Here is a 15,458-nt window from a genome sequence, read left to right as displayed (position 1 = left end):
GTTACTCCGCAGCAATCAGGGGTTGTTCCTGCGTTGGACCGTCGGAGTTTTTGACTGCCTCGCCGCTTGAGTGATCGAAAATGTGAAGTCGAGATTCGGGAACTGAGAGCGTCAGTGATTCGCCAGCTGGGAGCTGTGTGCCTGCTGGTACGGTCGCCGTCACGAGCGTCTCTCCAACCCGGGCGTGGACGTGCGAGAGATCACCAAGCGGCTCAACCACCTCTGCGTCCGCATCGATCGCCCCGTCGGGTGTAAGATCGAGATCCTCTGGTCGAATCCCCATGACGTAGTCCGTCTGGTCTTCGAGTAGCTCTGTGGTTGCCTCGGAGAGTTCGTAGGTGAACGCCTCGTGTGTGAGCGTCCCGGCGTCGTGAGTAACATCCAGAAAGTTCATCGAAGGCGAGCCGATGAATCCGGCTACGAACTGGTTGGCGGGTGTGTTGTAACACTCGAGTGGTGTTCCGACCTGCTGGAGTTCGCCCTCGTTCAGAATCGCGATTCGATCACCCATCGTCATCGCTTCGGTCTGGTCGTGGGTGACGTAGATGGTGGTGGTGTCGAGCGTCTCTTGCAGTGCCTGGAGTTCGGTTCGCATCTGCGAGCGAAGCTTGGCGTCGAGATTCGATAACGGCTCATCCATCAGAAACACCGCGGGTTCGCGGACGATCGCCCGACCGAGCGCGACACGCTGTTGTTGGCCACCGGAGAGCTCACTGGGTGTATCGTCGAGCAACGGCTCGATCGATAGCGTCTGTGCCACGTCGGTGACCCGGTCGTCGATCGTCGCTTCGTCCAGCGAGGAGTTCATTTTCAGCCCGAACGCCATGTTCTCACGCGCCGTCATGTGTGGGTAGAGCGCGTAGTTCTGAAACACCATGGCAATGTCCCTGTCGCGGGGTTCGAAGTCCGTGACTGACTCCTCACCGATTCGGATATCTCCGTCGGTTGCGCTCTCGAGTCCGGCGATCATTCGCAGCGTTGTCGATTTCCCACAGCCCGATGGCCCAACAAGCACCAGAAACTCCCCGTCTTCGAGCTCGAGCGAGAGGTCATCGACGGCGACGACCGCGTCGTCCCCAGATCCAAATCGCTTTCGCAGCTGCTGCAGTTCAACAGTTCCCATTTCTGCTTGTCTATTGGCAACACCCGTATATAATAGTTGGTCTATATCTCTGGCTCGCCTGAAGGTTATTGCTTCACGCTACCGGCGGTGAGCCCCGAGACGATCTGTTTCTGGAAGAGACCGAAGATCAACAACAGTGGCACAGACGAGACGGTGGCAGCAGCCATCATCTCCGTCCAGTGTGTCCCCGTGCTGGTCTGGAACTTCTGAATGCCGATGGCAAACGGGGTGACGCCATCGTTTGCGAACGCTGAGGCGAACAGCACCTCGTTGAATGCGATAATGAACACGAACATGCCAGTGGCTGCGATTCCCGGCATGGCAAGCGGAAGGACGATCCGATAGAGCGCTTGTAAGCGCGTACAGCCGTCGATCCGGGCGGCATCCTCAAGCGCAGCCGGTATCGTGTCGAAGTAGCCCCGCAGCATCCAAATTGCGAACGGAACGGTGAACGTCGAGTAGATGAAGATGATGCCGTGATACGTATTGATCATTGGAACCCCGAACTCTCGCTGGACGGTGATATACAGGATGAAGATCGGGATCAAAATCAGGACGCCAGGGATCATCTGCGTCGAGAGTATCGTCAGTCCAAACAGTCCCTTGCCCGGGAACTCATACCGCGAAAAGGCGTACGCTGCAAGGCTTCCAACGGTCAAACAGATAACTGTGGTCGTCCCAGCAATGATGAGACTGTTGAGGAAAAACCCAACCAGATCGAATCGGGCCCACATGTCAACGTAATTCTGGACGTTGAGCGTCGAAGGAAGAAGATGAAGCCCGTCCCGGTAGAGCTCTGATTCCGATTTCAGACTGGTCGCAATCATCATGAAGATCGGAAAGAGCGTGAACGTGAGTATGAGCCCAAGCACAAACTTCTGGAACGCATCGATAAGGTGATCTCTGGCGTCCGTGGACAGTTCGAACTCCGACGGGAAGCCGCCCATTAGACCGCACCTCCTTGCACGGACGACTGCATCGTTGCTCGGTAGTAGCCATAGGAGATGACCATTGAGATCACGAGCAGAATGATCGAGAGGGCGGCTCCTAGCGAGTAATCACCGTTCTGGAACGCGAAGTTGTAGATGAACAGCATGAGAACCTCTCCATTCTCCGGGTTTTTATCGAGTAACAGATACGGGATGGTGAAGTTGATGAACGACCAGACGATCATGAGCAGGATGATTACGGCGGTAACCGGCTTGAGCTGTGGGAGGGTTACGTATCGGAACGTCGCCCAACGGCTCGCTCCGTCGATCGAGGCCGCTTCATACAGCTGTTCGGGAATTGACTGCAGGCCTGCGTACAGCATGATCGCTGCGAACGGGAAGTTCTTCCAGATGTTGACTACAATCATCGAGATGAGTGCGTTGTTCCCGATAAGCCAGAAAACCTCATCGGTTGAATTGATCACACCAAGCCAGACGAGTAGCTCATTGACTACGCCCGTGTCTGCCGTGAACATCATCCGCCAGATGTAGATCGTCGCAACTGCCGGTGCGAAATACGGAATCAACACGAGCGTTCGTGCGGTGAACTTCCCACGGAAGGATTTGTTCAACAACAGGGCAGTGGTGAGCCCCAGCACGTAGACGCCGATTGTCGTGCCAAAGGCGAACAGAAACGTCTCAACCAGTGAGCTCCAGAACTCGGCACCCACTGCGGTATCAGGCTGGAAGATCGCACCATACTGTTTGAGCGGGGAGATTGGGGCACTCATCCAGTCTATGAATGTGCTGTCGTTGACCTCCATGAAGCTGATCACGAATCCCCACACCATCGGGATGAAGTGGATCAGTGCCATCATCGCGATCGATGGCAACAGTAGCCAGTAGGCAAACCGGGAGTCGTCGTCGAGTCCCAGTGATGGAACGGTCATCCGTTCTCGAAGGGACTGTGTGAATTGCTCTATCGAAGCCGACATACTGGCTCGTTTCAATTCCGTACGTATTTTACTGTCGGTTTTTCTCACACGTGGGTGGAGAATATGCCACGCTACGCCCGTGTATGCAGCCAAAAGGATGGACCGAAGGGTGATTCGAGAGAGAGCCGTTAGTTGCCGAGTTCGCTGTTGGCCTGCTTGGCCGCGTCTTTGAGCGCTTTTTTGGTGTCGCCGTCGCTCCACTTGCCGGTCGCTGCATCCTGAAGGACGCCCTTGATGGCACCGTTCATGATGTCCTCGACTTTCCCCCAGTTTTCGACCTGTGGGAACGTCTTGCCGATCTCCGTGATGTCGTAAAAGCCCTGCCAGACGGGGTCGTCGAACGAATCCTGTTCGAACGATTTCTCGACGGCCGGCAAAAAGCCGGTCGTCTGTGCGACTTCTGCGTTCACGGACGGCTTGGCCAGGTAGTTCAGCCACTTTGCGGCTTCTTCTGGATGGTCGGTCCACGGGTGAATGCCGACGAGTTCGAGCCCATAGAAGATCGCCGAGTCGCCGTTTGGCCCGGCTGGTGGTTTCGTGATCTTGATGTCCTCTTTCGAGATCGACTCCTTGCTCGTGAAGTTATCGACCGTTGCGAGCGAGGCCCACGTTGACTGGATCTTGTGGTTCAAAAAGCGGCTATCGCGCTGTTCACCGTCCCATTCGGCGGTGTCTTTGGGCATCACCGAGTGGGTGGACTGGAGGTCCTTATAGAAGTTCAGCGCGTCAACTGCTTCGGACGAGTCGAACGTCGCTTTCGAGTTATCGTCGTTGAGGAGCGCCCCGCCGTTCTGCCAGACGAAATCAGCGAAGAACTGGCTGACGTTCGACTGTGTTGGAATGCCAAACAGATGCTTATCGGAGTTTTCCTTGTTGTAGGCGTTGCCCTTCGAGACGAGTTCGTCCCAGCTTTTTGGCGGCGCATCGATGCCAGCTTTCTCGAGCTCGGGCATGTAGCTGATGTGCGCACGTGGGCCCCAGAACCACGGAATGCCGATGAATTTATCATTGTATTTACCGATGCCGAGTGGATTGTCGAAAAAGGCGTCAGTGTTGATGTCGACTTTGACCTGATTGAGGTCCTGGAATCCATCCAGTGCCGAATACCCAGGAATGAACGACGATGGGATCTCGTCGACATCCGGCCCGGACTGCGTTCGCATATCCTGTTTCTGTGCGTCAGGACCATCTCCCCAGCCGATGATTTCGTATTCGACCGTAATACCCTCGTCTTTTTCGAACTGCTTGGTGTGTTTTTCGAGATATTCTTCCATCTCACCCGTGCCATAGTGTCGGGTTTTGATGGTCACGGACTTCGAATCGGTCGATTGTGACGGGCCCAGAACGTTCGAACAGCCAGCGAGCGCCATCGTGGCTGTCGTGACACCGGCCGTCTTCAGAAATGCACGGCGAGACGGCTGCGATGAATCATCATCGAACATGTACAGCTTCGGTTAGAATACACACTATATATGACTTTCCATATAGAACCACTATATAACTGACACAAACGTACAATCAGTTATTCCGTAAACGGCTCGAAACTACTCGTGGACTGGGGCGTGATCGCTTCCAGGAGCCGTTCGAGGACGTATTCGACCTCTTCGTCGGTAAGACACATCGGGTTGAGAACGATCATATCTTCGGTGAGTCGATCACTGCCTACGAAGAGCCGAGGATCCTGGCTTCGAAGATCTGCGGCAATTTCTGTTGCGTTCTGACCGATGACTGCTGGATCGAGCGACATCTCGACCACCGGTGCACGAGATTCTCCAGAGGTGTCGATTGCCGTTTCAATTCCCTCGAGCCCACCCAGCTGCTGGTCGAAATACGTCGACCGAGCCATCCACGTTTCGTACACGGCGTCCTGGTCTTCGGTCACGAAGCTCTCGAGCGCGGCGAGCAGCCCGGCGAGCTCTTCTTTTCCGACCTTTGCCGAGCGGCCAATCCCATGGCGTGGCACACCATCCTCGAGCGCGACGGAGTCGATGATCGCTGGGGCATCCCAGATTTCACGCGCGATATGCATATCGAGATTCTGGAGCGCAATCGACTCGATCAGATCCGATCGTCCGGCGACGATTCCTGTGGTCTGTGGGCCACGGATCGCTTTCCCGCCACTGAACACCACCAGATCCGCACCGGCGTCGATAAATCGCTCGAAGTTTTCTACCGGTGGAATTTCCGCAGCCGCATCGACGATTACCGGGATGTCGTGTTCGTGGGCAATCTCGGTGACGACCGCCAGTGGGGGTTGGGTGTAGGATTTTTCGACGTACCCGATTGCTGCCGTCTGTTCGGTTATTGCACCGCGGAGCTCCCACGGTTCGACGGTTGCAGCACCAGTTCCGAGCTCGACGTCGTTCGTTCCAACGTCCACGATCGTTGCACCGGCTGCCGTGAATGCGTGATCGTACGCCGTCCGGTGGGTGCGTGGCATGATGATCTCGTCGGCAACGCCTTTGGTGGCTGGCAGCTCCGCCATCACCTCGAAATCGTCGCCGGCAATTGCAGCGGCCGCAGATAACAACAGTCCAGCACTCGCACCAGCAGTCACATAGCCGGCCTGAGCGCCGGTAAGCTCACTGATGCGCTCGCTCGCAGCGGATTGTAGCTCCGAGAGCACGACGAACGACTCGGCTGCACGCTCCATCGCATCGATGGCTTCCGGACGGATACGACTCCCGCCGATCCGTGTTTTCGTTCCAGCGGCGTTGATCACGGGCGACACGTTGTACGTTCGATAGATTGAGTCCTGTGAATTCACGTTTGGTCCTCGACAATCATTTATTAGTTTTTCAGTAAACTCTTATGGTCGGTTGGATGCCGTTATGCCACTGGTCTCGATGACTCATGGAAGTGTCTCCAGATAGGTGTTCCAGACGGCGTCTGGATCCTCACAGGCGATCGAGGAGATCGTCCGACAGGCGTCATAACCCCACATGAACACGCTATCGACGTCTGATTCGACTGCGGCCTGCGTTGCGGTACGGACCGCTTCGGTCGTCTCGGCACCCTCCGAAAGTCGAAAGCCCTGGATCCAGATCTGACTGTTGCAGTCGTGTGTTCGAGCGAGCGAAGCCACCATCTCGGAGAAGTATGAGACGAACTCCTCAACGGAGCCATCGCCGTGGAGCGTCCAGTACGGATCCGTTGCGAGCACGTCGAGTTCTGGGCGTTCTGCCAGATCACCCCAGTTTCGAAGACCGTGTTTGGAGTCTTCGCTCGGCAACAGGCAGACAGCGTTCGAACAGCCCGCTTCGCTGCTCACTTGCATCATTTCGATCAGAAACGAGAGCAGTGATTTCTCACGGAACTGTTCGACGCGGTCGGTGTGGGCAGCGTCCATCGGTTCGCCGTACTGTTCGAAAAAGCGTTCCTGACAGTGCTCACACCGACAGCTCCAGGCTTCATCGGGGTAGCAATCTTCCTCGTCGTGCCATTCGGGAATGTACCAGTGGGGCTCATCCCAGAACAGCACGTCAGCGCCGACCGACGCGGCAGCCTCCGTCCAGTCACGCATGTACGAACGAAATCCTGGCGCGTTGAAACACGCAGCCGGGAGACGCTCACCGGTAGACATCACCTGACAGTCCTCGGGATTGCGACCGATGAACTCGGAGAACGCCTCGCCACCAAAGACGCGACCGACGCCCCAGGGATTCATATACACCGTGAGCCCGCGTTCGTGGCTCGCCGCGACTATTTCGCCCATTGTTTCGCGATAGTACTCCAGATCCGCCTCACTGAACGTGTGCAGAACGCTCGTCAATCCGTTGTCCACGAATCTGTCGAGATCCGATTCGACGTGGGTGGGGTCTCGGACCCCAAAGTAGCTGGTCCCGGTTTCGAGCGTGTCGGTGGTAGTGTCCAACTCGTCATCCATACCGTGTCACTCACGATTCGGTCCTCCATAAAATCAGTTTCGAGTCACACCAGTTTCCCTCGTTGGCTTACCACTCGGCGATGGAGCCATCCTCGTGGCGCCAGACCGGATTGTGCCAGTCGATATCCTGCTGGGCTTTTGCCTTGACCACTGATTCGTCGATCTCGATCCCGAGTCCGGGCTCCGAGAGCAACTCAAGAAATCCATCATCGAATTCGAATGCGGTTGGATCGGCGAGATACTCGTACGGGATACCTGTGCGGGCTCCGGAGATGCCAAAGCCGTGGTCCTGGATCAATAGATTCGGAATCGACGCACACACCTGGAGCGAAGCAGCAAGCGCAATCGGGCCGATCGGACAGTTCAGCGCTACCGACACGTCGTAGGGATGGGCCATTGCGGCGATCTTTCTGACCTCCGTGATGCCTCCTGCGTGTGAGATATCTGGTTGTACCACGTCGATCACCCTGTCGTCGAACAGCCGTTTGAAATCCCAGCGGGAGTACATTCGCTCACCTGTTGCCAGCGGTACGGTCGTCGTTTTTGAAAGCGCGTCCAGATTGTCGTTATACTCGGGAAGCACAGGCTCTTCGACGAACATCGGTTCGAACGGTTCGATCGCGTCGATCAGTCGACTGGCCATTGGCGTCGAGGCACGTCCGCGGAAATCGACCACAATGTCGATCTCCGGGCCGACTGCCTCGCGGACGTGCTCGACACGATCGCTCGCCGTGTGCACCGCTGCCGGCGAATCGATCTGGCGCATCCGTTCGACTGCGTCCATCTTGATCGCCGTATATCCTGCATCGACGAGCTGTTCTGCCTCGCCAGCGATCTCTGCGGGTCGATCGCCACCAACCCACTGATAGACACGAACGCGGTCACGACACGGCCCTCCGAGGAGTTCGTACACCGGAAGTTCGTGGTGTTTGCCCTTGATGTCCCACAGTGCCTGATCGATGCCCGCAATTGCGCTCATGAGAATCGGTCCACCGCGATAGAAGTTGTTCCGATACATCGCCTGCCAGTGGTCTTCGATCTGGAGGGGATCTTTTCCGAGGAGATATCCGTCCATCAGCTCTTTGACCGCGGTGCTGACCGTTTTTGCCCGCCCCTCAACGATTGGTTCTCCCCAACCTGTGATGCCCGCGTCCGTTCTGATGACGAGAAACACCCATCGGGGTGGAACTTCATACAGATCGTAGCCGGTGATGTTCATATACGGTGGATTGATCGAACACGAATATAACTGTCGGGGCGATAGACCGATAATGTTCCTGGCGAAACCGGAGACCGAATGGAGTGCATTTTGGTGTCGTTCATCACACATAAACAATGTTTATGAGTCCGAGTGTATTGTTGATGTACATGAGTGGGCCGGACTCCCAACGGACGGTGAATGCGACGCAGACGAGTGTGTCAGTGCTTGAGGCGCTGGCAGAAGCGGATGGAACGGTCGGGGTGACGGAGTTGGCAAATCGGCTGTCGATTCCAAAGAGCACGGCGTATAAGCATCTCAACACGCTGTATGAGGTTGGATTCGTGAACAAAACTGGTCGAGAGTACGAACTTGGGCTCCGGCTGGCGGATCTCGGCGAGCGTGCGCGTGCGACTGATCCGCTGTATCGGACGGCAAGACCCCACATCGACCAGCTCGTTTCTGTTACCGACCAGCCCGCAGGACTGGTGGTCGAACACGAGGGGCTAGCTGTTGATCTCTATCGAACGACACCGGCTCGCCAGATACAGGTTCAGCTCCCCAATTCTCGGTATCTTCACTGCAGTGCGCCGGGTAAGGCGATTTTGGCGTCGTTATCGTCCGAACGCGTTGGAGAGATTCTCGATGGGACTGGGCTGCCCCAGAAGACTGACCGAACCCTCAGCGACCGGTCCGCACTCCGAGAGAAACTCGACCGGATTGCCGAGCGAGGGATCGCGTTCGAGCGTGGCGAACAGCGGGCGTCACGACGCGCTGTTGCGGTGCCGATCACGCAGAATGGATCCGTGCTCGGGGCGGTCTACGTTGCGGGCACGAGTGATCGACTCAAGAGCAAACGCTTTGAAGAGGACATTCCTGGGATTCTCATCAGCACTGTCAAGCGGTTTCTCCCCGAACTGTAGGTTGTGTTTCGATGGCGTAAACAGATCTATTAGATGGCGTCAGTTCGTGGCCAGTGTGGTATTACGGTTGTACGTGTGTAATGCTTCTCGTGGACCGATCCATCGATATGGATGTCTGCAGCATGGTATACAATATTACTGATATATCTTATAATTGGGTAGAATAGAAATATACTCTCTCACTTTGATTTAAGAGGGCATTTTTAATCCGAAAAATATGGCCAAGAACGCTATTTTATAGAATTTTTGGCGTATTTCATTGAAAAACTCGAGAAATATGAGAGATATCCCAATATTAAAATCATATCTATTATTTTTCATAATTTATCTATGATACATTCTAAATAGATACATCCGATAGTGGAGCAGGTTGGCTTTCTTCTGAATTGGTCTTTGTGCGGTCTGTTGACCACGAATGCGATCAATCGGCGAGAAAGTTCGATATTGGAGATATCTGTTCTGGGGTGTTGAGTGCTGGGTGGTGACCACACGGCACACGCAGGGTGGTGCAATCGGGGTGAACGCTTGTCATTCGCTCGAACGTTGCATCCGGACAAATGGCGGATTCGGTCCCCTGCACGAGACAGATGTCGGCGTCGATAGATTCGTATACGGTCCATGGGTCGGCTCCGGATTCCTCGGTTGTTGTCTGATTGAGGCCGTCGACGATCGATGGATCGTAGTTGGCGGTAACGCGTCCGTCGTCCGTCCGCCGACTCGATGTGATGGCCATCCGCTGATACTCCTCGTCGGTCATTGGACTGACGCGATCACCGTAGATTTCTCTGAGATACGATTCGAACGCCGAAATCGTATCGACGACCGGAGGAGTTCCCACGTAGGTGGCGATACGTTCGATCGCAGCAGCCTCTGCGTCTGCACCGGGATCCGGACACATATCGTTGATCACAAGCTTTGTGATCCGATCATGTAATGGACCACCAGCAAGTGCCATCCCCAGGCCAGCTCCCATCGACGTACCGATCCAGCGGACAGAGTCGAGGTTCAGGGTATCGAGCCACGTGATGAGAAGCTCGATCATCGACGCATTGGTGTATCGGCTCGTGTCTTCGCACCACTCGCTCAATCCACGCCCCGGCAGATCAGGACAGAGAACGTGATAGGTGCTGGCCAACTCGGCAGCGATCGGATCAAAATCACGACCGTTTCGAGAGAGTCCGTGGACGCACACCACAGGTGACGCCGAGTTGTCGCCCCACGCAGTGTGATGAATCTCGAGGCCATCGACAGTCGTGAACACATCGCGTCGGTCCATGCGATTGTATGGTTGAGTATGCCTAATATTATTTCCCACTACCCAGAATTCTACCAAGATAGTTTCAATCTACATTAAATTCAGGAATTGCCGAACAAAGGACTATTGCCCAGTTTCTGGTTGTATCACACACGATGACACGGAACATGGAGTGGGGATCGACAATACTCAGGGTAACCCTCGGATCGATTCTGTTCGTTCACGGGGTCGGAAAATTGTTCGGCGTTGGGCCGGTACCGCAGCCAATTCCGGAGTTTACCACCTTTCTCGCGAGCCACGGCCTGCCAGGGCCAGCAGTCTGGGCATGGCTCGTCGGTCTCGTCGAATTCGGCGGAGGCATCCTGCTGGTGCTTGGCTTTCTCACCAGGTTTGCGGCGCTCGCAGTGGCAATCGATATGGTCGGTGCGATCGTGCTCGTCCACCTTCCGCGGGGCTTTGCCTACACTGTTGGTGGATATGAGTACGCCGTTGCACTGCTGGCGATGGCGCTGTCGCTAGTGGTGTCTGGTCCAGGATCGCCAGCGTTGACGAATCTCCTGTTTGGTGGCGAACCGTTCTGGCCCAGGGGAGACTGACCGTTTCTGGGTCAGCCAGCGTATTTTCGGCGTTCTGATCCATTGGTCACAATGGTATCACCGTCGGCCGGATCGATAACGTCGCTGAACGGGGTTAGCTCCACGGAATATGGAACGGTTCCCGTTTCGTTCGTCCTCGCTGCCCAGGTGCCGAGCACTACGACGCGGTCATACGGTGGTTGATCGAAGAGCGCATTCAATTCGCGTGGTTCACCACGTGTGAATGTGGTGGTGCCGAACTGCTCGACAGTCACCGGTCCGCTGTCGTTGATCGCGATGGCTGTGAACTGATAGCGACTCGGTTGGTCACGGATCGCACTCGGATCAACGAAGGGATCCGTCGAATTATCAGCATATGTCACACCGGTCCCGGGTACGCGAACGTTTCTGAGATACCATCCAGTACCGGGTTGATCGCTGTCGTTTCCGGCGGTGGCCCAGTCAGTGAGATACCGAAATGAGACGAGCACGGACTGGTTTTGATACCGGGAGAGATCGAACGATTCGGACACCCAGCGGCCGTTCGTGTCGCCAGTAAAGCCGGGTTGGTGGCGTTTGACTGCCGGATGGGCACTCTCCGGAACTGCCAGTCGATCGGTGGTGTTCTGATTCGAGAGCGACTCCCAACTTGCACCACCGTCCGTCGATACCTGCACTACCCCGGCATCCCAGCCCTGCTCGATGTCGTACAACGTCTCGAACGACAGCGCTGGATTTCTCGTGTCGTGTAGATCGACGCGCATGATCGCCATTTCGTCGCGGAGATGGCCCGAACCACTCCAGAGTACCGACTCGTTCGAGCCGTTCGGGGCGGTTGGCGGGGTCGTTGTCTCCCAGGCCACCGGCTGGTATCGGCTTCCATTGGCCGTGATTCTGAGAAGCGACTCGTCAAGATCCTCCAGTGTCGTTGCCTGGAGTCCCCATGCGGCCGTTTCGGTGCTGTTTGTGATGTTCGACGTCGAAACGTTCACGGAGACGCCATCGAAGCCGTATCGGTCCGAACTATGTGTTGTGTTAGCAGAATCAACCACCAGTGCGGTAGCAAAATCCTGATACAGTTGATAGAACGAGAGGGGTCGGTCAGTATCGTCGAGGACGCTCTCGACGCCTTCGATCCCGTTGTCTTGCTCTCGTATGAGCCGCTTGATTGCGTCGTCGCCGTACTGCTGGGCTAAATAGACGTGAAACAACGCTGCACCGCCGTAGTCGGCCAGGACGTGTTGATCACCTTGATCTTCCCACTCGACGAGTGAGTTGTTCGGTCGGTGTTCGAATGCCCGAATGTGATCCGATGGGAGTCCATAGCCCGCAGCATACTCCGCGTAATCGGAGAGTCCTTCGTTGATCCAGGTCGTTTCATCACTATCATGATCATTGTGGATCAGATGCTGGAGTTCGTGGGTGAGCGTCCCCTCGACGGCGAAGGCATCCTCTTTGTCGCTCTCGTTCGTCTCGTTTGCAGAGGGACGCCAGGAGGCGTTCATCGGACCCAGTCGTTCGTTCCACTCTGCAGCGTCGATCGTCACCACGTTCCGGTCGGTTTCGTTCTGGATGACTGGTGAGTAGAATCCAGCCGTAAACACTGGATAGCTCTCATTGTAGTAATTTTCGTCGCGTATATTGTCTATAAGGATAACTGTCCGGCTCTCATTGTCGGGTGACTGATAGTAGCTTTCAGACACCAGGCCATCCGCCGCGAGTGAGCTGTTTGTTCCAAATCGTGGCGTCGGAGCACCGAACAGCCGTTTATCCGAGGGATAGATCGTCGATTCGAACGCCTGGCTGAGATACTCGACCTGGTCGTCAGTCACGGACGGTGTGGCTCGCGAATCGTTCGTCGGAAATGAAAGATTCTTCGCAACCCACACCGAACTGTTCTCGGTCACTGCCCGCAACGTAAAGTTTCGATACGTGAACGCGCTCTCGCTGTGATTCAGCGTCGGAAACGTTTTCGAGGTACCGACCGTCGGTTCGCCACCGGCCGACATCGTGCGATACTGTTCGGGTGAGACGCGGGGATTTTTCGGCGCTGTCGTTCGATCGACCGAATGGTTCGAAAGCGTCCCGTGTGGGAGCGTTCGTGCACGCGCCTCGGTGTCACGCAGCTGTCGATCGGTCGATATTCCACGATTTTGCTTTTGCAGACGGTCTCCAGCCGTCGGAGGGACTACTCGACCGTCGTCACCTATCTCCGATTCGTCTTCAGAAAATGATTCTGTTGTGAATGATGTATCTTCAACTGATACACTGGTGGTGGCAACGACTACACCACTCACCACACACACCGCTACAAGAACGGATATCAACTTCATAGGGTGCAATTGATCGTTTCTATGGCGCATCTATAATGATACCCCTTCCTACTGATCGAATCCAGTTCTAAAAGAATACTGAGGTGAATTTGTACATATCAAAAATTAATTGTTTTGATGGGCTGCAGCAGGCAACCCGGATGGTTTTTGGTAGACGGGATAAAACCGATCGGTGTATGAGCAGCTGGTCTGTCGCTGGATTTATCTCACCGACGATCGGGATCGGGATCGCTCGCGTCCTATTGCTGGGCATCCTGCTTGGCCTTCCGGCCACGGCGCTTTTGACGCCGTTTCTCCTGAGCAATCGTTTCCGATCCCTGTTCAGGGCGGTGGGGCCCACCAGAACGCTCGCGGTGAACTATCTAGTGTGGCTGTGGCTTTTTGGCGGTCTACAGATCGGACTGTTCGGGACTGGCATAGCCCTCCTTGCGGTCGAAATCGCCGACCCCGATCAACTCCAACAGTTGATGAGAGTCGCAACCGCTGGATTGGCTATCGGCTATCCGTTGTGCGTGTTCGCCGGTATCAGATACGTATTGGGTGCGTTCGGAATCGACTGGAAACCACACGGATACGACCGCAAGACGATTGGCGTCCTCGTGGGGGCGATCGTCTGGTATCAGGCTGCGACGGTGATCGTCTCGCCGTACGCGATCGATGCCATTTCCGGAGCTGTCCAGATCTGAACCGTGTGCTGATTGTTCCCACACTGACGAAAGAGATAGTAACTGGTCACCGCAATGGATCAATATGCAGACGATTCAGGGTGCCTACACCGAAGCCCGATTCGTTGGCGATGATCCTTCGCTGCTCGAAGCTGCCGTCATCGACCAGGTCCAGGAACTCGTCGATCATCCGGCGTTCACACAGCCGATCGTTATGCAGCCCGACTGTCATCCTGGTGCCGGTGGTCCGGTCGGATTTACAATGCCGATGGGCGAACGGATCGTTCCGAACATCGTGGGCGTTGACGTGGGCTGTGGAGTCACTGCGGTGGAAATTGGTGAGACCCTCCCGTGTGAGGCCACCGAACGGGAGCGACTGGTTCGCAACGCGGTGCCGATGGGCTGGTCGGTGCATGAGTACGATGAATCGGTCCATTTCGTGAACGAGTTTCCGTTCGAGCGCGCGAATCGACAGTTCGATCGGTTTGCACGCCGCTTCGAGGCCGAGTTCGGTGAACCGATCGACCCGCAATCGTTCGAGTTTGATGGCTACGACGGCCAGTATTTCAAATCGCTCTGCGGGCGAGTGCTCGGTGGGCGTTCGACTGGCATGGGCCACGTGATCCGAAGTGCTGGGACGCTTGGGGGCGGCAATCATTTCGTCGAGTTTTCCCGTGCCAAGTCTGCGGGCACCTACTGGATCGTCGTCCATAGTGGCTCTCGGTATCTCGGGAAAGCAATCGCCGAACACTACCAGTCGATGGCGACTGACAGACGAAACGGGGCAGCCGTGCGATCGTCGATTCCCGAGGAGTATTACGAGTATCTCCGCTTCGATCCGGAGTCGGTCAGCGACAGCGATCTGTTTATCTGGATGACTGGCGGTATGGGTAAATCTGCGCTCAGAAAGGACCGAATCCGAGAGCAGGCTGAGAATCCGGAGGCGGTGTTCGAGACGCTGACGAATCTCTCGCCGTCCGAGAGAAACACCGATCTCGACTGGCTCATCGGACAGGAGGCACACGGCTACTACGTGGATATGCTGTTCGGACAGCAATACGCCCGGTGGAACCGACAGCTCATGTGCTCGGCAATCTGTGATGCCCTTGATGTGGAGCCGACCGACCGAATCGAATCGATTCACAACTACATCGATTTCGAAGATCTTATCGTCCGAAAGGGTGCCACGCCGGCCCGCCACAACCAGCGACTGGTCGTTCCGTTCAACATGGCCGAAGGATCGATCATCGCCCGGGGGCGAGGAACCGATGCGTATCTCCAGACAGCCCCCCACGGTGCTGGACGAACCATGAGCCGTCGCGAAGCCACGAAAACGACAACGATGGAGGAATTCGAACGCGCGATGGAAGGAATCTACTCCGAATCGATCGTCGAAGACGTACTCGATGAAGCACCCCAGGCGTACAAGCCGGCTGACGCAATTGAGCGGGCCATTGAACCGACAGCGGAGATCATCGACCGTCTCGAAGTGGTTCACAACCTCAAGGCAATCGAGTGATTGTCGGTCGAACAGTCGACTGTGTCGAATGGGAACCGGTATCAGTGTGGTTTGAAA

The 15,458-nt window shown here is 55.8% G+C and carries 13 protein-coding genes; 4 read left to right on the top strand and 9 right to left on the bottom strand.

The genetic code is table 11. From position 1 onward, the window contains the following. Position 1: 1 nt before the first annotated feature. The 7 genes from JXQ78_RS02935 to dgoD all read right to left on the bottom strand — a co-directional run bounded on the left by JXQ78_RS02935 (position 2) and on the right by dgoD (position 8,152). Complete coding sequence (locus tag JXQ78_RS02935) at positions 2-1,123, bottom strand: ABC transporter ATP-binding protein (protein WP_330631984.1); 1,122 nt, start codon at positions 1,121-1,123, stop codon at positions 2-4. 65 nt (positions 1,124-1,188) lie between these two features. Continuing rightward, entirely contained in the window at positions 1,189-2,070 is an 882-nt protein-coding gene (locus JXQ78_RS02930; protein ID WP_330631983.1) for a carbohydrate ABC transporter permease, read from the bottom strand. Next, positions 2,070-3,047: a carbohydrate ABC transporter permease gene (locus tag JXQ78_RS02925; protein ID WP_330631982.1), complete on the bottom strand. Its 978-nt coding sequence runs from the start codon at positions 3,045-3,047 to the stop codon at positions 2,070-2,072. Before JXQ78_RS02925 ends, JXQ78_RS02930 begins: the two co-directional genes overlap by 1 nt. 128 nt (positions 3,048-3,175) lie before the next feature. Continuing rightward, positions 3,176-4,489: a substrate-binding domain-containing protein gene (locus JXQ78_RS02920; RefSeq protein WP_330631981.1), complete on the bottom strand. Its 1,314-nt coding sequence runs from the start codon at positions 4,487-4,489 to the stop codon at positions 3,176-3,178. Positions 4,490-4,569: 80 nt separating this feature from the next. Further along, entirely contained in the window at positions 4,570-5,814 is a 1,245-nt protein-coding gene (locus JXQ78_RS02915; RefSeq protein WP_330631980.1) for an aminotransferase class V-fold PLP-dependent enzyme, read from the bottom strand. An 84-nt stretch (positions 5,815-5,898) separates the two neighbouring features. Beyond that, positions 5,899-6,933: a hypothetical protein gene (locus JXQ78_RS02910; RefSeq protein ID WP_330631979.1), complete on the bottom strand. Its 1,035-nt coding sequence runs from the start codon at positions 6,931-6,933 to the stop codon at positions 5,899-5,901. Between the two features lie 67 nt (positions 6,934-7,000). Then, on the bottom strand, positions 7,001-8,152 hold the full coding sequence (gene dgoD / locus JXQ78_RS02905; protein ID WP_330631978.1) for a galactonate dehydratase: 1,152 nt from the start codon (positions 8,150-8,152) through the stop codon (positions 7,001-7,003). Positions 8,153-8,301: 149 nt separating this feature from the next. On the opposite strand from dgoD, the gene JXQ78_RS02900 reads away from it, so the two are divergent. Further along, positions 8,302-9,054, top strand: a complete 753-nt coding sequence (locus JXQ78_RS02900) for an IclR family transcriptional regulator (RefSeq protein WP_330631977.1) — start codon at positions 8,302-8,304, stop codon at positions 9,052-9,054. 421 nt (positions 9,055-9,475) lie between these two features. On the opposite strand, the gene JXQ78_RS02895 is transcribed toward JXQ78_RS02900, so the two are convergent. Further along, positions 9,476-10,330, bottom strand: a complete 855-nt coding sequence (locus tag JXQ78_RS02895; protein ID WP_330631976.1) for an alpha/beta fold hydrolase — start codon at positions 10,328-10,330, stop codon at positions 9,476-9,478. A gap of 134 nt (positions 10,331-10,464) precedes the next feature. Between JXQ78_RS02895 and JXQ78_RS02890 the strand changes: the two genes are divergently transcribed. Beyond that, on the top strand, positions 10,465-10,905 hold the full coding sequence (locus tag JXQ78_RS02890; RefSeq protein ID WP_330631975.1) for a DoxX family protein: 441 nt from the start codon (positions 10,465-10,467) through the stop codon (positions 10,903-10,905). Positions 10,906-10,916: 11 nt separating this feature from the next. On the opposite strand, the gene JXQ78_RS02885 is transcribed toward JXQ78_RS02890, so the two are convergent. Then, positions 10,917-13,181: a peptidase M6 gene (locus JXQ78_RS02885; protein ID WP_330631974.1), complete on the bottom strand. Its 2,265-nt coding sequence runs from the start codon at positions 13,179-13,181 to the stop codon at positions 10,917-10,919. Between the two features lie 212 nt (positions 13,182-13,393). Between JXQ78_RS02885 and JXQ78_RS02880 the strand changes: the two genes are divergently transcribed. Both JXQ78_RS02880 and JXQ78_RS02875 read left to right on the top strand, forming a co-directional pair. Beyond that, positions 13,394-13,903 carry a hypothetical protein gene (locus JXQ78_RS02880; protein ID WP_330631973.1) on the top strand — a complete coding sequence of 170 codons (510 nt, stop codon included), beginning with the start codon at positions 13,394-13,396 and terminating at the stop codon, positions 13,901-13,903. Positions 13,904-13,967: 64 nt separating this feature from the next. Further along, the gene (locus JXQ78_RS02875; protein WP_330631972.1) at positions 13,968-15,401 is read left to right on the top strand and encodes an RtcB family protein; all 1,434 of its coding nucleotides are present in this window, start codon (positions 13,968-13,970) and stop codon (positions 15,399-15,401) included. The last annotated feature ends 57 nt before the right edge of the window (positions 15,402-15,458 follow it).

This window comes from Halocatena halophila (assembly GCA_027563145.1).
In the GTDB taxonomy this organism is placed as follows: domain Archaea; phylum Halobacteriota; class Halobacteria; order Halobacteriales; family Haloarculaceae; genus Halocatena; species Halocatena halophila.
Note: the sequence above shows the minus strand (reverse complement) of the source record. Positions and strands in the feature narration are given on the sequence as shown.

What these genes read in the sequence shown, in the direction of transcription:
- JXQ78_RS02930 (WP_330631983.1), bottom strand. Translation starts at nt 2,070, where the DNA reads ATGGGCGGCTTCCCGTCGGAGTTCGAACTGTCCACGGACGCCAGAGAT.
- JXQ78_RS02890 (WP_330631975.1), top strand. Translation starts at nt 10,465, where the DNA reads ATGACACGGAACATGGAGTGGGGATCGACAATACTCAGGGTAACCCTC.
- JXQ78_RS02880 (WP_330631973.1), top strand. Translation starts at nt 13,394, where the DNA reads ATGAGCAGCTGGTCTGTCGCTGGATTTATCTCACCGACGATCGGGATC.
- JXQ78_RS02900 (WP_330631977.1), top strand. Translation starts at nt 8,302, where the DNA reads ATGAGTGGGCCGGACTCCCAACGGACGGTGAATGCGACGCAGACGAGT.
- JXQ78_RS02895 (WP_330631976.1), bottom strand. Translation starts at nt 10,330, where the DNA reads ATGGACCGACGCGATGTGTTCACGACTGTCGATGGCCTCGAGATTCAT.
- JXQ78_RS02875 (WP_330631972.1), top strand. Translation starts at nt 13,968, where the DNA reads ATGCAGACGATTCAGGGTGCCTACACCGAAGCCCGATTCGTTGGCGAT.
- JXQ78_RS02925 (WP_330631982.1), bottom strand. Translation starts at nt 3,047, where the DNA reads ATGTCGGCTTCGATAGAGCAATTCACACAGTCCCTTCGAGAACGGATG.
- JXQ78_RS02935 (WP_330631984.1), bottom strand. Translation starts at nt 1,123, where the DNA reads ATGGGAACTGTTGAACTGCAGCAGCTGCGAAAGCGATTTGGATCTGGG.
- JXQ78_RS02920 (WP_330631981.1), bottom strand. Translation starts at nt 4,489, where the DNA reads ATGTTCGATGATGATTCATCGCAGCCGTCTCGCCGTGCATTTCTGAAG.
- dgoD (WP_330631978.1), bottom strand. Translation starts at nt 8,152, where the DNA reads ATGAACATCACCGGCTACGATCTGTATGAAGTTCCACCCCGATGGGTG.
- JXQ78_RS02910 (WP_330631979.1), bottom strand. Translation starts at nt 6,933, where the DNA reads ATGGATGACGAGTTGGACACTACCACCGACACGCTCGAAACCGGGACC.